The 21504-nt window shown below is 67.8% G+C and carries 19 protein-coding genes, 2 tRNA genes and 1 pseudogene; 15 read left to right on the top strand and 7 right to left on the bottom strand.

Features of this window, described 5'->3' with window-relative positions; genetic code table 11:
* Positions 1-6 precede the first annotated feature (6 nt).
* The 8 genes from purD to ABSY19_RS27835 are packed head-to-tail and all read left to right on the top strand — an operon-like array spanning position 7 to position 6841.
* Entirely contained in the window at positions 7-1281 is a 1275-nt protein-coding gene (purD, locus tag ABSY19_RS27800) for a phosphoribosylamine--glycine ligase (protein WP_382157702.1), read from the top strand.
* Positions 1278-1919 carry a 1-acyl-sn-glycerol-3-phosphate acyltransferase gene (locus ABSY19_RS27805; protein WP_382157704.1) on the top strand — a complete coding sequence of 214 codons (642 nt, stop codon included), beginning with the start codon at positions 1278-1280 and terminating at the stop codon, positions 1917-1919. Before purD ends, ABSY19_RS27805 begins: the two co-directional genes overlap by 4 nt.
* A 2-nt stretch (positions 1920-1921) precedes the next feature.
* Positions 1922-2839, top strand: coding sequence for an oxygen-dependent coproporphyrinogen oxidase (gene hemF / locus ABSY19_RS27810; protein WP_382163970.1), 918 nt, complete (start codon positions 1922-1924; stop codon positions 2837-2839).
* The gene (gene nadD, locus ABSY19_RS27815) at positions 2839-3483 is read left to right on the top strand and encodes a nicotinate (nicotinamide) nucleotide adenylyltransferase (protein WP_382157706.1); all 645 of its coding nucleotides are present in this window, start codon (positions 2839-2841) and stop codon (positions 3481-3483) included. The genes hemF and nadD overlap by 1 nt, the downstream gene beginning before the upstream one ends.
* Entirely contained in the window at positions 3480-4169 is a 690-nt protein-coding gene (rsfS, locus tag ABSY19_RS27820; RefSeq protein WP_382157708.1) for a ribosome silencing factor, read from the top strand. Before nadD ends, rsfS begins: the two co-directional genes overlap by 4 nt.
* Positions 4166-4633 (top strand): 23S rRNA (pseudouridine(1915)-N(3))-methyltransferase RlmH, encoded by a 468-nt coding sequence (rlmH, locus tag ABSY19_RS27825; protein WP_382157710.1) that lies wholly within the window; start codon positions 4166-4168, stop codon positions 4631-4633. Before rsfS ends, rlmH begins: the two co-directional genes overlap by 4 nt.
* Entirely contained in the window at positions 4630-5247 is a 618-nt protein-coding gene (locus ABSY19_RS27830; protein ID WP_382157712.1) for a Maf family protein, read from the top strand. Before rlmH ends, ABSY19_RS27830 begins: the two co-directional genes overlap by 4 nt.
* A gap of 28 nt (positions 5248-5275) precedes the next feature.
* Positions 5276-6841, top strand: a complete 1566-nt coding sequence (locus tag ABSY19_RS27835; protein ID WP_382157714.1) for a ribonuclease E/G — start codon at positions 5276-5278, stop codon at positions 6839-6841.
* A 100-nt stretch (positions 6842-6941) separates the two neighbouring features.
* Here ABSY19_RS27835 and msbA read toward each other — a convergent pair whose 3' ends face one another.
* Positions 6942-8750, bottom strand: a complete 1809-nt coding sequence (gene msbA, locus ABSY19_RS27840) for a lipid A export permease/ATP-binding protein MsbA (protein ID WP_382163972.1) — start codon at positions 8748-8750, stop codon at positions 6942-6944.
* A 216-nt stretch (positions 8751-8966) separates the two neighbouring features.
* Between msbA and tolB the strand changes: the two genes are divergently transcribed.
* The 7 genes and pseudogenes from tolB to ABSY19_RS27875 all read left to right on the top strand — a co-directional run bounded on the left by tolB (position 8967) and on the right by ABSY19_RS27875 (position 13992).
* Positions 8967-10259 (top strand): Tol-Pal system beta propeller repeat protein TolB, encoded by a 1293-nt coding sequence (gene tolB / locus ABSY19_RS27845; RefSeq protein ID WP_382157716.1) that lies wholly within the window; start codon positions 8967-8969, stop codon positions 10257-10259.
* Positions 10260-10337: 78 nt separating this feature from the next.
* Positions 10338-10918: pseudogene (gene pal, locus ABSY19_RS27850) on the top strand (peptidoglycan-associated lipoprotein Pal).
* Between the two features lie 5 nt (positions 10919-10923).
* Entirely contained in the window at positions 10924-11706 is a 783-nt protein-coding gene (gene ybgF, locus ABSY19_RS27855; protein ID WP_382157718.1) for a tol-pal system protein YbgF, read from the top strand.
* Positions 11707-11785: 79 nt separating this feature from the next.
* Positions 11786-12898 (top strand): YeeE/YedE family protein, encoded by a 1113-nt coding sequence (locus ABSY19_RS27860; RefSeq protein WP_382157720.1) that lies wholly within the window; start codon positions 11786-11788, stop codon positions 12896-12898.
* Positions 12895-13722: a ThiF family adenylyltransferase gene (locus ABSY19_RS27865; protein WP_382157722.1), complete on the top strand. Its 828-nt coding sequence runs from the start codon at positions 12895-12897 to the stop codon at positions 13720-13722. Before ABSY19_RS27860 ends, ABSY19_RS27865 begins: the two co-directional genes overlap by 4 nt.
* Before the next feature lie 74 nt (positions 13723-13796).
* Positions 13797-13872: transfer RNA gene (locus ABSY19_RS27870), tRNA-Lys, on the top strand.
* 44 nt (positions 13873-13916) lie between these two features.
* Positions 13917-13992 (top strand) — tRNA-Lys (locus ABSY19_RS27875).
* Between the two features lie 65 nt (positions 13993-14057).
* Here ABSY19_RS27875 and ABSY19_RS27880 read toward each other — a convergent pair.
* The 6 genes from ABSY19_RS27880 to ABSY19_RS27905 form a co-directional block, all read right to left on the bottom strand.
* Positions 14058-15425, bottom strand: coding sequence for a cellulose biosynthesis cyclic di-GMP-binding regulatory protein BcsB (locus ABSY19_RS27880; RefSeq protein WP_382157723.1), 1368 nt, complete (start codon positions 15423-15425; stop codon positions 14058-14060).
* 400 nt (positions 15426-15825) lie between these two features.
* Positions 15826-16074: a GlsB/YeaQ/YmgE family stress response membrane protein gene (locus ABSY19_RS27885; RefSeq protein WP_382157725.1), complete on the bottom strand. Its 249-nt coding sequence runs from the start codon at positions 16072-16074 to the stop codon at positions 15826-15828.
* 107 nt (positions 16075-16181) lie between these two features.
* Positions 16182-18188, bottom strand: a complete 2007-nt coding sequence (locus tag ABSY19_RS27890) for an ABC-F family ATP-binding cassette domain-containing protein (RefSeq protein ID WP_382157727.1) — start codon at positions 18186-18188, stop codon at positions 16182-16184.
* Positions 18185-19090 carry a 50S ribosomal protein L3 N(5)-glutamine methyltransferase gene (gene prmB, locus ABSY19_RS27895; protein WP_382157729.1) on the bottom strand — a complete coding sequence of 302 codons (906 nt, stop codon included), beginning with the start codon at positions 19088-19090 and terminating at the stop codon, positions 18185-18187. The genes ABSY19_RS27890 and prmB overlap by 4 nt, the downstream gene beginning before the upstream one ends.
* A gap of 7 nt (positions 19091-19097) precedes the next feature.
* Entirely contained in the window at positions 19098-20270 is a 1173-nt protein-coding gene (dapE, locus tag ABSY19_RS27900; RefSeq protein WP_382157731.1) for a succinyl-diaminopimelate desuccinylase, read from the bottom strand.
* Between the two features lie 4 nt (positions 20271-20274).
* Positions 20275-21435, bottom strand: a complete 1161-nt coding sequence (locus tag ABSY19_RS27905; protein ID WP_382157733.1) for a PilT/PilU family type 4a pilus ATPase — start codon at positions 21433-21435, stop codon at positions 20275-20277.
* Positions 21436-21504 lie beyond the last annotated feature (69 nt).

A 21504-nucleotide genomic window follows, 5' to 3' on the forward strand; every position in this document is an offset into this window, starting at 1 on the left:
GCCCGGATGAAAGTACTCGTGATTGGCGGCGGTGGCCGCGAACATGCGCTGGCCTGGAAGCTGGCCCAGGCCGAAGGCGTGCAACAGGTTTTCGTGGCGCCCGGCAACGCCGGCACCGCGCGCGACCCCGCGCTGACGAACCTCGACATCACCGACAAGGCCGCACTGCGTGCCTGGGCGCAAGGGCAGGGCGTTGCCCTCACGGTGGTGGGCCCGGAAGCGCCTTTGGCGGCGGGTGTGGTGGATGAATTCCGCGCCCATGGCCTGCCCATCTTTGGCCCCACGAAGGCCGCCGCGCAGCTGGAGAGCTCCAAGGCGTTCTCCAAGGCCTTCATGCAGCGCCATGGCATTCCCACGGCGAAGTACCAGACCTTCACCGATCCGGCCGCCGCGCACGCCTACGTGGACACCGAGGGCGCGCCCATCGTGATCAAGGCCGACGGCCTCGCCGCCGGCAAGGGCGTGGTGGTGGCCATGACGGCGGCCGAGGCGCACGAGGCGATCGACTTCATGCTGGTCGACAACACCCTGGGCGTGGCCCACAACGAGGGAGGGGCCCGTGTGGTGATCGAGGAATTCCTCGTGGGAGAGGAAGCCAGCTTCATCGTGCTGTGCGACGGCGAGCATGCCTTGGCCCTGGCGACCAGCCAGGACCACAAGCGCCTGATGGACGCCGACCAGGGCCCCAACACCGGTGGCATGGGGGCGTACTCCCCCGCACCGGTGGTCACGCCGGCGGTGCACGAGCGCGCCATGAACGAGGTGATTCTGCCCACGCTGCGCGGCATGAAGGCCGATGGCATTCCCTACACAGGTTTCCTCTACGCGGGCCTGATGATCACGCCCGACGGGCAGGTCAAGACGCTGGAGTTCAACTGCCGCATGGGCGACCCGGAGACGCAGCCCATCATGATGCGGCTGCGCAGCAACCTGGCCCAGGTCCTGTTGTCCGCCACCCGCGGCGAGCTCGATCGTGTGGCGCTGGACTGGGACCCCCGTGTGGCGCTGGGCGTGGTGCTGGCCGCCGCCGGTTACCCGCTGAGCCCACGCAAGGGCGATGCCATCACCGGCCTGCCGGCCGACAAAGCTGATCGCATGGTCTTCCATGCCGGCACCAGCGGCGCGCCGGGCGCGGTGCAGGTGTCGGGCGGGCGCGTGCTCTGCGTGACGGCGCTGGCGGGTTCCGTGGCCGATGCCCGGCAACGCGCCTACGAAGTGGTGGACGCCATCCACTTCGACGGCATGCAGTGCCGCCGCGACATCGGGTACCGCGCACTTTGAACCCCTTCGCCGACTACCCCGGGCCGCACGCGGTCCGGTTCCGTGGTTCTTCGCTGTCGCGCTGGCTGCTGTCCCGCCTGGGCTGGCAGCTGCGCTTTGATGGTTTTCCTCGCCTGCAGGGCGTGGCCATCGTTTGTCCCCACACCAGCAACTGGGACTTCGTCGTGATGCTGCTGGCCAAGTGGGCCATTGGCGTGCCGGCGCGCTTCTGGGGCAAGGACACGCTGTTCCGCGTGCCCGTGCTGGGCGCCTGGATGCGGTGGCTGGGTGGCATCCCGCTCGATCGCCAGTCGCCTCGCGGCGTGGTGGGGGAGATGGTGGCCTTGATGACCCGGCATCGGCAGGAGGGACGCCTGCTGTGGCTGGCGCTCTCGCCCGAAGGCACGCGCCGGCGCGCGCCAGGATGGCGCAGCGGCTTCTACCAGGTGGCGGTGGGGGCGGACGTGCCCGTGGCCCTGATCCAGCTCGATTACAGTCGCAAGCAGGTGAACGTCACCGACTTCATTCGCCTGAGCGGCGACGAGGCGGCGGACTACGCCCGCATGGCCGCGTCGTACGAGAGCGTGCGCGGCCTGCATCCCGAACTCGCCAGCCCCGTGCAACCTTTGTCCAGGCCCCTTTCCGTCGATCCGGCATGAGCATGCAACAGACCCCCACGTCCTTTGTGCGTGAGTACCTCACCGACCTGCAGGACCGCATCGTCTCCACCGTGGCGCTGGTCGATGGGGGCCGCTTCGTGGTGGACCGCTGGACCAAGCCGGCCGGCGAGCCGCTGCAGGGCAGTGGGGTCACGCAGATCCTCGAGGACGGTGCCGTCTTCGAGCGCGCGGGCTGCGGTTTTTCCCATGTCACCGGGCCCCGCCTGCCGCCTTCGGCCACGCAGCACCGGCCCGAGCTGAGCGGTGCACCCTTCGAGGCCATGGGTGTTTCGCTGGTGTTCCACCCGCGCAATCCCTATGTGCCCACGGTGCACATGAACGTGCGCATGATCGCCGCCACTCCCGAGGGTGGCGAGCCCGTGTGCTGGTTCGGTGGCGGGATGGACCTCACGCCGTACTACGGTTTTGAAGAGGACGCGGTGCATTTCCATCGCTCGACGAAAAACGCGCTCGATCCCTTCGGCGTGGACAAGTACCCGCGCTTCAAGACCTGGTGCGACGAGTATTTCTATCTCAAGCACCGCGATGAGCAGCGCGGCATCGGCGGGGTGTTCTTCGACGATTTCTCCGAGTTGGGCTTCGATGGCAGCTTCGCCATGATGAGTTCGGTGGGTGACGCCTTCCTGGACGCCTACCTGCCCATCGTCGACCGCCGCAAGAACACACCCTACGGCGAGCGCGAGCGCAGCTTCCAGCTGTACCGGCGCGGTCGCTACGTGGAGTTCAACCTCGTCTGGGATCGCGGCACGCATTTCGGGCTGCAGTCCGGTGGACGGGCCGAGTCGATCCTGCTGTCCATGCCGCCGCTGGTGAGCTGGGCCTACAACCGCAAGACGAAAAAAGGCACGCCGGAAGACCGGCTGTACAAGGAGTTCCTGGTGCGCAAGGACTGGATCTGATGGCCTCTACCTCGCCACCCCGGCGCGTGGGCATGTTCGGTGGGGCGTTCGACCCCCCGCATTGGGCGCACCGTGCGCTGGCCGAAACCGCGCTCAACCAACTTGGCCTCGATGCGCTGCACATCCTGCCCACGGGCCATGCCTGGCACAAGTCGCGCGTGCTGTCGCCCGCCGATGACCGCGTGGCCATGTGCGAACTCGCCTTTGGCGATCTGCCGCACGTGCAGCTGGACCAGCGCGAAATCCACCGCGAAGGCCCGAGCTACACCGCCGACACCTTGCGCGAACTCAAGCGCGAGTACCCGCAGGCCCAGCTGTTCCTGATCCTCGGCGCCGACCAGTTGCTGGCGTTCAAGAACTGGGTGCGCTGGCAGGAGGTGCTCGATCTGGCCACGCTGGCCGTCGCCAACCGGGCCACCAACATCGGTGCCGACGCCCCCCTGGACCAAGCCACCGAAACCGACCTCTCCAGCGTCGATCTTCCCTTCGAGCTGCTCAACATGCCTCTGAAGAACATCAGCGCGACGGCCGTGCGCGCCCGCGTGGGCCAACCCGCGCAGAGCACCGGCGCGCTGGATGTTCTGGTGCCCGAGCCCGTCGCACGCTATATTTCACAACACCACCTCTACCAGCCTCCTACATGACCAGCGAAACCACAGCCAAGAAAGACATCCAGCGACTCCAGAGGGCCATCGTCGATGGGCTCGAGGACGTCAAGGGTCAGGACATCGTGGTTTTCAACACCGAGCACCTCTCCCCCTTGTTCGAGCGGGTCATCGTGGCCAGCGGCACGTCCAACCGCCAGACCAAGGCACTCGCCGCCAGCGTGCGCGATGCCGTGCGTGAAGCGGGTTTCGACAAGCCGCGCATCGAGGGGGAAGACAACGGCGAATGGATCATCGTGGACTGCGGCGCCGCCGTGGCGCACGTGATGCAGCCCGTGATCCGCCAGTACTACCGCCTGGAAGAGATCTGGGGCGCCAAGCCCGTGCGCCTCAAGCACGGCACGGAAAAGCCTGCCGCGCCGGCCAAACCCGCCGCGAAGAAGAAGGTCGCCAAGGCGCCTGAGGCCGCCCCCGTTTCGGCCAGGAAGGTGGTGCGCAAGACGGCCGCCAAGGCCGCGCCGCCCGCGCCTGCGAAGAAGAGCCCGGCCAGCACCAGCAAGGCCGCCGCACCCAAGCGCGGCGCCACCGCTGCCAAGAAGGCGCCCCTGCCCAAGGTGGTGGTCGGCAAACCCGTGGCCAAGAAGACCGCGAAACCCGCCGCCAAGTCGGTGGCCAAACCCGCGGCCAGGAAAACCAGCCAACCGGCCGTCAAGAAGAAGGCATGAGGCTGCTGATCGTCGCGGTCGGGCAGCGGGTGCCTGACTGGGCCCAGACCGCCTACGACGATTACGCCAAACGCTTCCCGCCCGAGTTGCGGGTGGAACTCAAGTCCGTCAAGACCGAGCCGCGCGGCTCCAAGACCCTGGAGACGCTGCTCGCGGCAGAGCGAGAGCGCATCGAGGCCGCCATTCCCCGTGGCAGCCGCGTGGTTGCGCTCGATGAACGCGGCACCACGCTCACCACCAAGGCCCTGGCGCAACAACTGCAGCAGTGGCAGCTGGAGGGCGACGACGTTGCCCTGGTGATCGGTGGGCCCGACGGCCTGGAGCCGGCCTTCCGCGTCGCGGCCCACCAGCGCATCCGACTGTCCGACCTGACCCTGCCGCACGCCATGGTGCGGGTGCTGCTGATCGAGCAGCTGTACCGGGCCTGGTCGGTCAACGCCAACCATCCCTATCACCGCGAATGACCGATTTCATCTACCTGGCGTCCCAGAGCCCGCGCCGCCGGCAGCTGCTGGAACAGTGGGGCGTGCGCTGCGAGCTGCTGTTGCCCGATGCCGAGGAAGACGTGGAGACGCTGGAAGCCGTGCTGCCCGGTGAAGCACCCACCGCCTATGTGCAGCGGGTCACCGCGCTCAAGCTGGAAGCCTCGCTGGCGCGTCTGAAGCGCCGCCGCCTGCCGAATGCGCCCGTGCTGTGCGCGGACACCACCGTGGCGCTGGGCCGCCGCATCCTTGGCAAACCCGCCGATGAAGCCGAGGCCGCCCGCATGCTGGCCGATCTGGCGGGCCAGCAGCACCGGGTGCTGACGGCAGTCGCCGTGGGCAAGTCGGGTGCCCGGGGCGATCGCACCTGGGCGGCCTTGTCCACGTCCCGGGTCACGTTCGAACCGCTGAGCGCCGCGCAGATCCGCCGCTACGTGGCCACAGGCGAGCCCATGGGCAAGGCCGGCGCCTACGGCATCCAGGGGCGCGCGGGTTTGTGGGTCAGCCACATCAGCGGCAGTTATTCGGGCATCATGGGCTTGCCTGCGCACGAGACAGCGCAGGTGCTGCACGCCGCGGGCGTGCGGTTGATCTGAGACACCACACGCCACGGAGAAGGGCTTCATGAGCCAGGACATTCTGATCAATTGGTCTCCCCAGGAGACGCGCGTGGCCGTGGTGGAGCAGGGGGCCGTGCAGGAGGTGCACCTGGAGCGCACCCTGGAGCGCGGACTCGTGGGTAACATCTACCTGGGCAAAGTGTCGCGCGTGTTGCCGGGCATGCAGTCGGCCTTCATCGACATCGGCCTGGACCGGGCGGCCTTTCTCCATGTGGCCGATCTGATGCCCAACATCGCGGCCAAACACGCCACGCCGCGCGAACGTCCCCTGACGCCGTCGGCCAGCGAGGTGGATCCGGCGGCGGCCGGGGCGCCTCCCGTCAATGCCAGCGCCAAGCTGCTCGCGCCCAATCCCGTGCTGCCCATCGAGCGCCAGATCTTCGAGGGCCAGGCCCTGATGGTGCAGGTGCTCAAGGACCCGATCGGCACCAAGGGCGCGCGCCTCACGGCCCAGATCAGCATCGCCGGCCGCCTGCTGGTGTTCCTGCCGCAGGACAACCACATCGGTGTGTCGCAGAAGATCCCGCCCGCCCAGCGCGAGGCCTTGCGCCAGCGGCTCGTGCGGTTGACCGCCACCGCCGACGGTAGCCCTGCGGGCGGCTTCATCCTGCGCACCAACGCCGAGGACGCCACCGACGAGGAACTGGTGGACGACACCGCCTACCTGCGCAAGACCTGGCTGCGCATCAAGGAAGCCGCCACGCGCCAGCCGCCGGCCACCTTGCTGCACGAAGACCTGAACCTGATGCAACGCGTGCTGCGCGACCTGGTGGGCGCCGACACGCAATCGATTCGCATCGATTCGCGCGAGCAGCACGGGCTGCTGGTGGGTTTCGCGGCCGAGTTCATGCCCGACACCGTCGGCAAGCTGCAGCACTACAGCGGCGAGCGCCCGATCTTCGACCTGTTCAACATCGACGAGGACATCGCCCGCGCGCTCAGCCGCCGGGTGGACCTGAAGTCAGGCGGCTACCTGGTGATCGATCAGACCGAGGCCCTGACCACGGTGGACGTGAACACCGGTGGTTTCGTGGGCGCGCGCAATTTCGACGACACCGTGTTCCGCACCAACCTGGAAGCGGCCCAGGCCATCGCGCGCCAGCTGCGCCTGCGCAACCTGGGCGGCATCGTGATCGTGGATTTCATCGACATGGTGCGCGACGACCACCGCGAGGCGGTCCTCACGGAGTTCCGCAAGCAGCTCGCGCGCGACCGCGTGAAGACCATGACAGGGGGTTTTTCTCAGCTCGGTCTGGTGGAGATGACGCGCAAGCGCACGCGCGAATCCCTGGCCCACATGCTGAGCGAGTCCTGCGAGGCCTGCAGCGGGCGCGGCGCGGTGAAGACGGCGCGCAGCGTCTGCTACGACATCCTGCGCGAGATCCTGCGCGAGGCGCGTGCCTTCAACCCGCGCGAATTCCGGGTGGTGGGATCGCCCAAGGTGATCGAGCTGTTCCTGGACGAGGAGCGTGCCCACCTGGCGGGCCTGTCGGACTTCATCGGCAAGCCGATCTCCCTGCAGAGCGAGAGCTCGATGACGCAGGAGCAGTACGACATCGTGCTGCTATAGGAATCCCCCCGCGCCGCCTTCGGCGCCCCCCCAGGGGGCAACACCTGCGGCCCGGCAAAGCCGGTTCCGCGGTGTTTCTGGAAGGCGGGCTTTCCCCGGCCTACACCTCTGGCCGAAAACTTTGCGCGTGCAGGCGCGCGTACAGCCCGTCGGCCTGCAGCAGCTCGCGGTGCGAGCCCTGTTCCCGGATGCGACCGTCGGCCAGCACGATCACGCGGTCCGCGTGCTCGATGGTGGAGAGGCGGTGCGCGATCACCAGGGTGGTGCGGCCCTTCATGAGGCGGGCCAGGGCGTCCTGCACCAGCCGTTCCGACTCGTTGTCCAGTGCCGAGGTGGCTTCGTCCAGGATCAGCACGGGCGCGTCCTTGTAGATCGCGCGGGCGATCGCCAGGCGCTGGCGCTGGCCGCCCGAGAGCTCGGCCGCGTTGTGGCCCACGGTGCTGTGGATTCCCTGGGGCAGGCGCTGGATGAGCTCGCCGAGGTTGGCCGAGACGAGCGCCGCGCGCACGCGCATTTCATCGATCTGATCGTCCGCCGCCCCCAGCGCCACGTTGGCGGCCAGCGTGTCGTTGAGCATCACCACGTCCTGGCTCACCATGGCGTACTGGCGGCGCAGGCTGCGCAGCTCCCATTCGGGAAGCGGTACGCCGTCGAGCAGCACCTCGCCGCGCTCGATTTCGACGAAGCGCGGCAGCAGGTTCACCAGCGTGGTCTTGCCCGAACCCGAGGGGCCCACGAAGGCCACCACCTCGCCGGGCCGGATGTCCAGCGACACCCCCCTGAGGGCGATCAGGCTGTCGTCGTCCCCACGGGCGGGGCCGCCGTCTTTCGCGGGGTAACGCACCCAGACGTCGCGCAGCGAAATCGAGCCCGAGACCCGGTCGGCGGTGTGCCTGCCACCGGTCTGCTCGGGCGTGTGCTCGATGAGTTCCAGGCCCCGTTCGAGCGCGGCCAGCCCGCGCGTGATGGGCGCGGCGATCTCGGCGAGGTGCCGGATGGGGGTGATCAGCATCAGCATCGCGGTGACGAAGGCCACGAAGTTGCCCACCGTCACGCCGCTGGTGCTGCTCTGCCAGAGCGCCACCGCGATCACGGCCGACAGCGCGGCAGACGCCAGCAGCTGGGTCAGGGGGGTCATGGCGGCCGAGGAGATGGTGGACTTGAGCGCCAGGCGCCGCAGGGCCATGCTCAGGCGGTCGAACCGCTGGCTCTGCCGTGCCTGGGCGCCGTGCAGGCGCACCATGCGGTGGGCGAGCACGTTTTCTTCCACCACATACGCCAATTCGTCGGTGGCCTGCTGGCTGTCGCGGGTCAGCTTGTAGAAGCGGCGCGAGAGCACCCGCATGATCAGGATCAGACCTGGAAAGACCATCAGCACGATGAGCGTGAGTTTCCAGTTCAGGTAGAGCAGGTAGCCCATGAGGGCCACCACGGCCAGGCTGTCCTTGGTGAGCGTGAGGAAGGCCGTCACCAGCAGCTGCGAGCCGGTCTGCACCTCGTACACCAGGGTGTTGGAGAGCTTGCTGGCGTTTTGCCGGGCAAACAGGGTCATCTGGGCGTCGTTGAGCTTGACGAACATGGCGCGGCGCAGGTTCAGCAGGCCCAGGCTGGCCGTGTACGACAGCGCGTACTGGGCGGTGAAGCCGGCCACACCCCGAATGCCGAACAGCCCCATCAGCGCCACCGGCACCATCCACAGCTCGACATTGCCCTGGGCGAAGCCGCGGTCCAGCAGGGTCTTGAGCAGGGCAGGGATCAGGGGCTCGGTCAGCGCCCCGATCAGAGTGGCCACGGCCGCGAGGACAATGCCGGTCTTGGCCGAGCGGAAGTAGGGCCAGAGGCGCAACAGGCGCTGCGTGAGGGTGCCGTCCAGGGGCTTTTGCGGTTGGGCGGTATCGGTCAAGGGCAGGTCGCTTCAGGAAATCTTGCAGATCGGCGGAACAATGTGGCGCCACGGGAATCAAGCAGCGGATGCATGCCGGGCAGGCAGCGGCATGCACACATCTTGTCACGGAAGGCCCGGTGCCCTCCGTTATTATCAGTTGGTTGGCTGCGACGCATTCTCAGCGCCGCAACCCAAGGCACAGGCGACACACACAGGATGCTGGATTTGACTCGACACGACATGCAGGCCCCCCTTCCCAGGCGATCCGTTCTCGGGCTCGTTTCCTCCTTACCCCTGCTGACCTGGCCGCTGTCGTCCGCTCACGCCCAGTTCCGGGTGGAAGTGGCGGGCGTGGGCCTGACGCAGTTCCCGTTTTCCGTGGTCGGATTCCGCGGCAACGACGTGGCCAGCGAAAACATCGCCGCCATCGTGCGCGCCGACCTGGAGCGCAGCGGCCAGTTCCGTTTTGTCGATCCGGTGTCCGGTGGTCTGGACGAAACCTCGCGCCCCGACCTCGGCCCCTGGCGCGAACGCGGTTCGGATTCGCTGTTGACCGGCAGCGTCACCCGCCTGGCCGACGGCCGCTTCGACGTGCGTTTCCGCCTTTGGGACGTGGTGCGCGGCCAGGACCTCGGCGGCCTGAGCTACCCCGTGGCCGCCACCGACCTGCGTCTGGCAGCCCACCGCATCGCCGACCATGTGTTCGAGAAGATCACCGGCGTCAAGGGTGTGTTCTCCACCCGCATCGCCTACGTCACCAAGGCCGGCCAGCGCTACAACCTCTGGGTGGCCGATGCCGACGGCGAGAACGCGCGCGCCGCGCTCACCAGCCCCGAGCCCATCATCTCGCCGAGCTGGGCGCCCGGCGGCGGCCAACTGGCCTATGTGTCGTTCGAGGCCCGCAAGCCGGTGATCTACGCGCACGACGTCGCCACCGGCAAGCGCCGCCTGCTGGCCAACTTCAAGGGCTCCAACAGCGCGCCCTCATGGTCGCCCGACGGCCGCTCGGTGGTGGCCACGCTCTCGATCTCGGGCAACGCCCAGATCTACACCATGGACGCCAACGGCGGTGAGCCCCGGCGCCTGAGCCAGTCGGCCAGCATCGACACCGAGCCCGTGTTCAGCCCCGATGGCAAGAGCATCTATTTCGTGAGCGACCGGGGCGGCTCCCCGCAGGTCTACCGCATGGGTGCGCAGGGCGGCAATGCCCAGCGCCTCACGTTCACCGGCAACTACAATATCTCGCCCGCGCCCAGCCCGGACGGCCGCTGGCTCGCCTTCATCTCCCGCATCAACGGCGCCTTCCGCCTGCACGTGATGGACCTGGGCAGTGGCACCGTCACCGCCTTGAGCGAGTCCAGCGGCGACGAAAGCCCGAGCTTCGCGGCCAACAGCCGCATGATCATCTATGCCACCCGCGACAAGGGCCAGGAAGCGCTCATGACCACCACCGTTGACGGACGCATCAAGACCCGGCTGGCTGGTGCCCAGGGCGACATCCGCGAACCCGAATGGGGCCCCTTCCTCAAATGAGCGGCAGCGCACAGCGAGTCTGAGCCGCGTCCGCTATCGTCCATCCAGCTTCTTTTCTATCTCCCAAAGGAATTTTCCATGTCCAACAACAACACTTCCGCCAACTCGTTTCCTCGCACCTCGGGCCGCTGGCTGCGCCTGATCGCCGGTATCAGCCTGGTGGCGGCCCTGGCGGCCTGCAGCTCCGGCGTGAAGCTCGACAACGTGCCGGTGGAAGACCGCACGGGTTCGGCCGCCGGTGCCGGTGGCACGGGGGCCAATCGGGCGCGGTGGATCCGCGTGGTGTTTCGGGCGTGTCGGTCAATGGTGCGGACTCGGCCCAGCCGAACGCCCTGAGCCGCGTGATCTACTTCGACTACGACAGCTTCGAAGTGAAGGCCGAGTCGGCCGCCACGCTGGAAGCCAATGCGCGCTACCTCAACGCCAACCGCACGCGCCGTGTGAACCTCGAAGGCCACACCGACGAGCGCGGCGGCCGTGAGTACAACCTGGCCCTGGGTCAGAAGCGCGCCGAATCCGTGCGCCGCGCCCTGTCGCTGCTGGGCGTGCCCGAGACCCAGATGGAAGCCGTGAGCTTCGGCGAAGAGAAGCCCGCTCAGACCGGCTTCGACGAAGCTGCGTTCAGCAAGAACCGCCGCGTTGAACTGACCTACCGTTGAACCCCATGGTGACCCGCTTGCGTTTTGCCTCCAGCCTGCTGGGTGCGGGCTCCCTGGCGGCGGCCGCGTTGTGGCCGCTGCAGGCACACGCCCTGTTTGGCGACGATGAGGCCCGCCGGGCCATCATCGAATTGCGCCAGAAGGTCGATGCCAACCAGCAGGCCGACGAAGCCGCCAAAACCGAGGCTCGCGAAAGCAACGCGGCCACCCGCCGCAGCCTGCTCGAACTCTCCAACCAGATCGAGCAGTTGCGCGCCGAGCTCGCCCGCATGCGCGGGCAGAACGAGCAACTGGCCCGCGAAGTGTCGGAGCTGCAGCGCCAGCAGAAGGACGTGCAGGCGGGCGTGGACGAGCGCTTGCGCAAGGTGGAGCCGCTGCGCATCGATCACGATGGCCAGAGCTTCACGGTCGCACCCAACGAAAAGCGCGACTTCGATGCCGCCATGGACCTGCTGCGCAAATCCGAGTTCGGCCCGGCGGCGAGTGCGTACAACGCCTTCCTGGTGCGCTATCCGGCCAGCGGCTACCGGCCTTCGGTGCTGTACTGGCTGGGCAACGCGCAGTACGCGAGCCGTGCCTACAAGGAAGCGGTGGACACCCACCGCCGCCTGGTGACCGAGTTCCCGACCCACATGCGCACGCCCGAAGCCATGCTGGCCATGGCCAACAGCCAGATCGAACTCAAGGACACCAAGGGCTCGCGCAAGACGCTCGAGGATCTGGTGAAGGCGCATCCGAACTCGGAAGCCGCCGCGGCTGGCCGCGAGCGTCTCGCGCGCCTGCGCTGAGGCGCAGGGCACACGGCACCAGCGCGGTGCCGTGGCCTTCGCCGGGTGAGGTCGTTGGCAGCCTCCTACAATGGCGGCCATGGAAATTGCCGACTTTCTCAAACTGCAGACCCAGGTTCTCTGGGCTGCCTTCGCTGTGGCCGTGGCCTTTGGCTTCATCGCCCAGCGCACCCATTTCTGCACCATGGGCGCGATCAGCGACATCGTCAACATGGGCGATTGGACCCGCATGCGCATGTGGGGCATGGCCGTCGGCGTGGCCGCGCTCGGCTTCTACGGCATGGCGTGGCTGGGCTGGATCGACGCGGGCAAATCCATCTACACCTCCGGCCGGATCATCTGGCTCTCGGCCCTGGTGGGCGGCGCGCTGTTCGGTTTCGGCATGGTGCTGGCCTCGGGTTGCGGCAGCAAGACGCTGGTGCGCATTGGCGCCGGCAGCCTGAAGTCCCTGGTCGTCTTCTTCGTGATGGGTTTTGCCGCCTTCGCGACCCTGCGGGGGGTGCTGGCCGTGCTGCGCGTCAACACGGTGGACAAGGTGGCTTTCGACATCCCCGCTGGTGGCGCCATTCCCATGTGGGTGTCCAGCGGGCTGGGCATGGAGCCCGCGCTCGCCGGCCTGTTGCTGGCGGTGCTGGTGGGGGGCGCGCTGGTGGTGTGGGCGCTGTTCGGCACCGAGTTCCGCAGCTTCAACAATGTGCTGGGGGGCCTGGGCATTGGCCTGGTGATCGTGGCCATGTGGTGGGTCAGCGGCCACCTGGGCTTCGTGGCCGAACATCCCGAGACGCTCGATGCGGTCTACCTGGCCTCCAACTCGGGGCGCATGGAGTCGCTCACCTTCACCGCGCCGATGGCCTACACGCTGGACTGGATCATCTTCTTCAGCGACACGTCCAAGTTGCTCACCTTTGGCGTGGTCACCGTCGCGGGCGTGGTCGTGGGCTCGCTCGCCTGTGCCTTGATCGAAGGCAGCTTCCGCTGGGAAGGCTTTCGCAGCACGCAGGACACTGCATTGCACATCGCGGGCGCGGCCTGCATGGGCGTGGGTGGCGTGACCGCCCTGGGCTGTACCGTGGGGCAAGGTCTGTCCGGCCTGTCCACCCTGAGCTTCCTCAGCATGATCGCCGTTACCGGCATCGTGCTCGGCGCCATCGGCGGTTTCCGCTTCCAGATGTGGCTGCTGGACCGCGAGTGAGCGCCCTCACGCCCGAGGTGTTCGAACGCCGCTTTGGCGGGCTTCGGCGCCTGTATGGCGTTGAAGGCGCGCAGCGCATCTTCGATGCCCATGTGGCGGTGGTTGGCATCGGCGGGGTGGGGTCCTGGGCGGTCGAAGCACTGGCGCGCAGCGGCGTCCGGCGGCTCACGCTGATCGACCTGGACCACGTGTCCGAGTCCAACATCAACCGCCAGATCCACGCGCTGGAGCCCACGCTGGGGCAAGCCAAGGCCGACGCCATGCGCGAACGCATCGCGCTCTTCCACCCCGACTGTGTGGTCGATGTGATCGACGAGTTCGTGACACCGGACAACTGGCCCGGCCTGCTGGAGGCGCTGCCTCAGGGCGCGGGGCAACTTTCCGCGCTGGTCGATGCCTGCGACCAGGTGCGCGCCAAGACCACGCTGGCGGATTGGTCGGTGTCTCAGGGTGTGCCCTTCGTGACGGTGGGCGCTGCGGGGGGCAAACGCCTGGCCCAGGCCGTGGAGGTGGCCGACCTGGCCGACACCACACACGACCCCTTGCTGGCCCAGCTGCGCTACCGGTTGCGCAAGCAACATGGCGGCTCTCGCACCGGCCGGATGGGGGTGGCCTGCGTGTTCAGCCGGGAGGCGGTGGCACCGCCGGATGCATCCTGCGGGCTGGACGACAACGATGGCTCGCTCAATTGCCACGGCTATGGTTCGGCCGTGAGCGTGACCGCCACATTTGGCCTGTGTGCCGCAGGCTGGGTGATGAATACGCTGGCCGCTGACGCAAAAAAATCGCGGCATCTTCAAAGACCCGTAACAACCACGCTATAATTTGAGGCTTGGCGCAGCAGTCGACAAGACTCGAATCCAGTGCAGGGCACTGACATTCACGCAGAATCCCTTCGGGGGCGTTAGCTCAGTTGGTAGAGCAGCGGACTCTTAATCCGTAGGTCGAGTGTTCGAGTCACTCACGCCCCACCACCGTTTTTCAGCGGTTGCCCCACGGCAGCCAGACCATTTTTGATGGGACGTTAGCTCAGTTGGTAGAGCAGCGGACTTTTAATCCGTTGGTCGGCAGTTCGAGCCTGCCACGTCCTACCAAGATCTAGGGGCTTAGCCGCAGGGCTAAGCCCCTTTTTCTTGGCTCCGCGCGATCGGATGCCGTCTCACCGAAGCGCAAGATGGCCGTGGTGTCTTCGTTGGGCGCCAGGGTGATCCGGAAGTCGCCCTGCAGGCTTCGCATCACGCGTTGGCAGAGCACCAGACCCATGCCAAGACCTCCCGAACCCTGGGAGCGGCCGGCGGCCAGCGCATCCAGGGCCTCGGCGGGCGGACGCCTTCACGCGCACCGACCCCGACGCCTCGTCCGCGTCGCCCAGCCATCGGCCCAGCCCGCCCAGGGAGTCTGAGGAAGAAGCGGCAGTCAGGCGCCAGGCGCGCACGAAGCTGTCGTTGAGCGCCAGACTCATGAGCGCGTTGTCCGTTGGCGCGGGCACGGTGGTGCGGTAGCGCAGGTTCAGCAGCGCGCTGCGGCCGGGGCCTTGCCAGAGATCCGGCGGCGTGCGCCAGCGCACCCGCACGGCGTCGGGATGGGCGCCCTGGAGCTGGAGCGCGGCGCGCTCCGGCACCAGCTCCCCCAGGCGCACGGGCTTGTCCGTGGCGACCCAGTTGGGCGCGTCATAGGGCGGGCGGACGGGGATCGGCGCCAGCTCGTGAACCAGGACCGTGCTCCCGCTCATGGCCTGGCGGCCGAGGATCAGGCCCAGGGCCGCCGTGCGGAGTTCCTGCTCGTTGCGCCCTTGCAGCACCAGCAGTTTGACGTGGGGCAGTTTCGGATGGCGCATCAACCGCACCGTGGGGCCCAGTGCCTCGGGCAGTTCAAGGCCTTCGGGGCCTGGTTGTTGCGGGCTGACCAGCACGATGGCATGGCGATTGGGCAGGCGGTCGCGCCGCACCGGGAAGACCGCGCCGCGCTCCCCCGCGAGCGAGCCCAGCCACGAGGCCATGATGGACGCGGTGCTCAGGCGGTCGCGGCCCGGCCGGGGCCCGAGGACCATGGGCACCTCGACACGGCCGGCGCCACGGCGATCGAACCAGGGCGCGGGAAACAGGGCCAGCTCGTCTTCCAGGGCGAGCGGTCGGATCGCGAGTTCGAAACCCGTCGCGTCCACATCCACTTCGGCCCACAGGCTGTTGTGCAGCGGGTCTTCGCACGCCAGGGTGTAGTGCCCGACCAGGCGCAGGCTGAGCCAGTTGTCGTCCACGAACAGACGCGGGTCGAGCTCGATGGTCCGCACGATCCGCTCACCCGAGTGGTCCGCGCGAATGGGAACGACGGACAACAGCTTGTCGTTGAGGCGCACCTGTAGGTGGGACAGGGTGGGCAGCAGGGCCGGGGAGGGCGTGACTGCGAGGTTCAGGCGGGCGCGCACCACCATTTCATCGAGCCGCACGCCCAGGTGGATGCGTTGCTCGCTGTGCGCGCCCCGAAGCGTCAGGCGGTTGCCCTTGAGCTGCCGCAAAGGCAGTTGCACGGTGCGCCAGGCGTCGGTGTTCTCAGCTGGGGGAGAAGGGGGCTGCTGGGCCCAGGCAGGGCCCTGCAAGACAGCCCAGCTGCCGGCGAGCACGAGTGCCAGTCGCAGGCCGCGGGCGAAAGTGGAAACGGGGATGGAACGGGGAAACGGGGTGGGAGCGGCGAGGAGGAGGGGCACTGGACGCTGGGGCATGGGGCGAATGGCTGCGAACCATATCGCAGGCCATGCGCACAGCAGTCACAGGAGAATGAAGTGCTCCTATTCTGGATTCAGGCGCTTGTTTTCATGGCCCAAACGCACTTTTGAGTCTCCCAGCCACGGCCTCCACACCCGACGACCGTGCCAGATCCGGTGATGGAGACGTGGGGGTTTCATGCCAGCCGCGATGGACCGGTGAGGTTCACTTTTTCTTGAAGAGGCCGTAGATCACCAGCAGCAGGATCGCACCGATCACGGAGGCGATGAAGCCTACCGGTTCGCCCTGTTGGTAGAAGCCGAGCGCGGAGCCCAGGTAGCCGGCGACGAAGGCGCCTGCCACACCGAGGATGGCGGTCATGATCCAGCCCATGCCATCGTCGCCGGGCTTGAGCGCGCGGGCAATGAAGCCGGCAATGAGACCGATGAAAAGCGTGCCGAGAATGGACATCATGTTGAGGGACCCTCCTGGTTTGTGTGAGAAAGGCCGGTCCGCTTGACCGGCCTGCACAGGATACTCCAGCGCCTCCCGCCAGGGTCTACAGGGTTGTCCCGCCCGGCTCAGGCGCCTGCCGCCGCCTCGATCGCCTCGTGCAGTTCCAGCCAGCGCGCCTCCAGCGTGTTGTTCTCGTCGTTCACGGCCTTGAGGCGGCGGCCCGATTCGGCGATGTCGGCCGGGCTGGCGGGCTGGCTCATGGCGGTTTCCAGGCGCGTTTTCTCCTGGGCGAGTTGCGCCATGCGCTTCTCGGTCTGTTCGAGCTCCTTCTTCAAGGGCTTGGTCTTTTCGGCCACCTGCTGGCGGCGCTGCGCGTCCTGGCGCTTCTGTTCCGGCGTGCGAGCGGGCTCGGGCGCCTTGGGGGCAGCCACCGGAGCGGCTGCGGGCGGCGGCGCGGGGCTGCGCGAATGCCCACGCTGCTCCTGGCGTTGCGCCTCGCGCGATTGTTTGGCCACGTCGAGCAGGTAGCGCTGGTAGTCGTCGAGGTCGCCATCGAAGGGTTCAATGCCTCCGCGCGAGACCAGCCAGAACTCGTCGCACACGGCGCGCAGCAGGGCGCGATCGTGGCTGACCAGCATGACGGTGCCTTCGAACTCATTGAGCGCCACGGACAGGGCTTCGCGTGTGGCCAGGTCCAGATGGTTGGTGGGCTCGTCGAGCAGCAGCAGGTTGGGGCGCTGCCAGACGATCATGCACAGCACCAGCCGCGCCTTCTCGCCGCCGCTCATGCTGCCCACGCTCTGCTTGACCTGGTCGCCCGTGAAGTTGAAGTTGCCCAGGAAGCTGCGCAGGTCCTGCTCGCGCGTGGGCTGGCCGCTCAGGCGCCCTTGCGCGGTGCAGTCGCGCACCAGGCGGATCATGTGCTCCAGCGGGGTGTCGGCGGGGCGCAGCACGTCGAGTTCCTGCTGGGCGAAGTAGCCGATGTTGAGGCCCTTGCCTTCGGTGATCTGGCCCGCCAGCGCCTGCAGATCGCGGGCGATGGTCTTGACCACCGTGGACTTGCCCTGGCCGTTGGCGCCCAGGATGCCGATGCGCTGGCCGGCCAGCACCGAGCGGCTGATGCCGCGCACGATGGCCACCGGCTCGCCGCCGGGCTCGCGAGGTGGGTAGCCGAAGGTGACGCCTTCCATGGCCAGCATGGGGTTGGGCAGGTTCTGCGGTTCGCTGAACTCGAAGTTGAAGTCGGCCTCGGCCAGCACCGGCCCGATCTTCTCCATGCGCTCCAGCGCCTTGACCCGGCTCTGCGCCTGCTTGGCCTTGCTGGCCTTGGCCTTGAAGCGGTCGATGAACTTCTGCAGGTGGGCCATCTTCTCCTGCTGGCGCGCGTACGACGTGGCCTGCAGCGCCATCTGCTCGGCGCGCATGTCCTCGAAGCGGCTGTAGTTGCCGCCATAGCGGTTGAGCAGCGCGCGCTCGATGTGCACGGTGACGTTGGTGATGGCGTCGAGGAACTCGCGATCGTGGCTGATCACGAGCAGGGTGCCGTCGTAGCGCTTGAGCCAGGCTTCGAGCCAGACCAGGGCATCGAGGTCCAGGTGGTTGGTGGGTTCGTCGAGCAGCAGCAGCTCGCTGGGGCACATGAGGGCGCGCGCGAGCTGCAGGCGCATGCGCCAGCCGCCGGAGAAGCTGTCGACCGGGCGCTCGAGTTCGTCGGTGCGAAAACCCAGGCCGAGGATCAGGGCCTGCGCGCGCGCGGGCGCGTCGTGCGCGCCGGCATCGTGCAAGGCCATGTAGGCGTGGGCCATGCGCTCGCCGTCACCGCTGTCTTCGGCGGCAGTCACTTCCTGCTGGGCTTTCAGCAGCGTGGAGTCGCCTTCGATGACGAACTGCGTGGCGGACATGTCGGTCTCGGGCATGTCCTGCGCGACCTGCGCCATGCGCCATTGCGGGGGCACGTAGAAGTCCCCCTTGTCTTCGTGCAGGGTGCCATCGAGCAGGCGGAACAGGCTGGATTTGCCGGCGCCGTTGCGGCCCACCAGGCCGACTTTTTCTCCCGGGTTGATGGTGCAGGAGGCGCCATCGAGCAAGACCTTCGCCCCGCGGCGAAGGACAACATTCTTCAAAGTGATCATGGAGCGGGCGCCTGCGAGATGGGCAGCGCCAAAAGGGATTCAAGGGTGAGCAGCAGGACCTGGTCGTCGCCTGCGCTGGTTTCGAGCCAGATGGCTTCGAGCTGAGGGAAGGCTGCTTCGAAGTGCTCGCGTTCGTTGCCGATTTCGAGCACCAGCACACCGGCAGGCTTCAGGCAGCGGGCCGCGTCGCGCAGCAGGGCGCGCACGAAGTCCATGCCGTCGCGGCTGCCGGCCGTGTTGCCATCGAGCGCCAGACCGGGCTCGGCCAGGTACTCGGGCGGCAGCGTGGCCATGCTCTGCGCGCTCACGTAGGGTGGGTTGCACAGGATCAGGTCCCAGGGGCCGCGGCAGGCGGCCAGTCCATCGGACTCGACCAGCCGGATGCGGTGCTGCAGCCCATGCCGATCGACGTTGATGCGGGCCACGGCCAGCGCATCGGGCGAAATGTCGGCGCCGGTGACGCGCACATCGGGGTAGGCCATGGCGGCGAGCACGGCCAGGCTGCCGTTGCCGGTGCACAGGTCGAGCACATCGCGGGACCGTTCGTCCAGCCAGGGGTCGATCGATCCTTCGGCCAGCAGTTCGGCGATGAAGCTGCGCGGCACGATGGCCCGTCGGTCCACGTAGAACGGCACGCCCTGCAGCCAGGCCTCGCCGGTGAGGTAGGCCGCGGGCTCGCGCGTGTCGATGCGGCGCTGGATCAGGGCCAGCACGGCGGATTGTTCTTCGGCCGTCACGCGGCGCCTGGCCAGGGCTTCCAGGTCGCTGTCCAGCGACAGGCCGAGTTGCCAGAGCACCAGCCAGGCGGCCTCGTCCTGGGCGTTGGTCGTGCCGTGGCCATAGGCCAGCTGCGCGGCCTCCAGGCGCTGGCGGGCTTGGATGAGGAGTTCGTTCAGGTTCACGGTGGGCTCAAGCAGGCGCACGGGCCTGGGCGTCGAGATGCTCCAGCGTGCGGCGGTAGATGTTCTTGAGCGGTTCGATGTCGGCCACGGCGACGTGCTCGTCGATCTTGTGGATGGTGGCGTTGGGCGGGCCCAGCTCGATCACCTGCGGGCAGACCTGCGCGATGAAGCGGCCATCGCTGGTGCCGCCGGTGGTGGACAGCGTGGTGGCCACGCCGACCTCGTCGTGGATGGCCGCGCGCACCGCGTCGACCAGCGTGCCCGGTGGCGTGAGGAAGGGCCGGCCTCCCAGCGTCCAGTCGAGGTCGAAGTCGGCGCCGGGCTGCAGGCCGTGGCGCTGCAGCAGTTCGCCGACCCGCTGCTGCAGGCCCTCGGGTGTGGACTCGGTGGAGAAGCGGAAATTGAAATCGATCACCACCGTGCCCGGGATCACATTGCTCGCGCCGGTGCCGCCATGGATGTTGCTGATCTGCCAGCTGGTGGGCGGGAAGAATTCATTGCCACCGTCCCACACGGTGGCCGCGAGTTCGGCCAGCGCGGGGGCGGCGAGGTGGATCGGGTTCTTCGCCAGGTGGGGGTAGGCGATGTGGCCCTGGATGCCCTTGACGGTGAGCTTGCCGCTCATGGTCCCGCGGCGCCCGTTCTTGATCATGTCGCCGGTGCGCTCGACCGAGGTTGGCTCACCCACGATGCACCAGTCCAGCCGCTCGCCGCGCTGTTGGAGGGTATTGCAGACGATCACCGTGCCGTCCAGCGCCGGGCCTTCCTCGTCGCTGGTGAGCAGGAAGGCCACGTCGATGGCGGGCGCCGGGTTCGCGGCCACGAACTCTTCGCAGGCCACCACCATGGCCGCCAGCGAGGTCTTCATGTCGGCCGTGCCCCGGCCGAACAGCTTGCCGTCGCGGTGGCTGGGCACGAAGGGGTCGCTGGCCCAGGCGGTCAGCGGGCCGGTGGGCACCACGTCGGTGTGGCCGGCGAACACCAGGGTGGGCCGCCGGCCCTGGCCCAGGCGGGCCCAGAGGTTGGTCACACGAAAGTCGGCCGGGCCGCTCTCGATGGTCTCGCACGCGAAGCCCAGCCGCGCCAGCCGCGCGCCGATCAGCGCCTGGCAACCTTCGTCGCGGGGGGTGACGGAGGGGCAGGCGATCAGGGCTTCGGTCAGGCGCAGGGTATCGGTCATCGGATCAGAATTTGACGTCGAGCGTGAACTCGGTGAAGGTGGCGCTGTCGCCCCCGTCCTCTTCGCTGGCCTGCGCGGCTTCGCTCGCCTTGCTGGCGTTGAAGTCGTTCTGCAGGCGCCAGAGCAGGTTGTTGGGCGAATCGGCGTGGGCCAGGCCCTCGTTGCGCGCGACCAGGCCATCGTTGATCAGGCGGGCCAGGTCCTGCTCGAAGCTTTGCGAGCCTTCGGCCAGCGACTTCTCCATGGCTTCGCGCACACCCGAAAAGTCGGCCTTCTGGATCAGGTCGGCAATCAGCGAGGTGTTGAGCATCACCTCCGTCGCCGGCACGCGCCCACCGGTGTGGGTGCGCAGCAGGCGTTGCGAAACGATGGCGCGCAGCGCGGCGGCCAGGTCGCCCAGCAGCGTGGGGCGCACCTCGACCGGGTAGAAGCTCAGGATGCGGTTGAGCGCCTGGTAGCTGTTGCTGGCGTGCAGCGTGGCCAGGCACAGGTGGCCTGACTGCGCATAGGAAATGGCGGCCGACATGGTCTCGCGGTCGCGGATTTCGCCGATCAGGATCACGTCCGGCGCCTGGCGCAAGGCGTTCTTCAGGGCGACCTGGAGCGAGGCGGTGTCGGGCCCGATCTCGCGCTGGTTCACCACCGACTTCTTGTTGCGGTAGACGTACTCGATCGGGTCTTCGATCGTCAGGATGTGACCCGTGGCGCGCTCGTTGCGGTGGTCGATCATGGCCGCCAGCGTGGTGCTCTTGCCCGCGCCGGTGGCGCCGACCATGAGCATGAGCCCGCGTTTTTCCATGATGAGATCGGCCAGCACCGGCGCCACGTTGAGCGAGTCCAGCGGGGGGATCTCGCTCGACACGAAGCGGATCACCACCGCGACGTGGCCGCGCTGGCGGAACGCGCTGACGCGGAAGTTGCCCAGGTTCTCCAGCGGCACGGCCATGTTGAGCTCGCCGGTTTCCTGCAGCTCTTCCATGCGGGTGGGCGGCACGATCTCGGCCAGCAGGTTGCGCGGCGCCTCCGGCGGCAGCACCTGGCTGTTGACGGGGATGGTCTGGCCGTTGATCTTGATCATGGCCGGCGCGTGCGCCGTCAGGTACACGTCCGAGGCCTTCTTGTCGGCCATCAGGCGCAGGATGCGCTCCATCGTTCCGCTGCTCATACCGAACCTTTCATGCCATCAAACAAGAGAAAGACACTTCAACGAAAGGCCGCCGGTCCAAGAGCACCG

It is taken from the genome of Hydrogenophaga sp. ANAO-22 (genome assembly GCF_042466645.1).
Taxonomy (GTDB): domain Bacteria; phylum Pseudomonadota; class Gammaproteobacteria; order Burkholderiales; family Burkholderiaceae_C; genus Hydrogenophaga.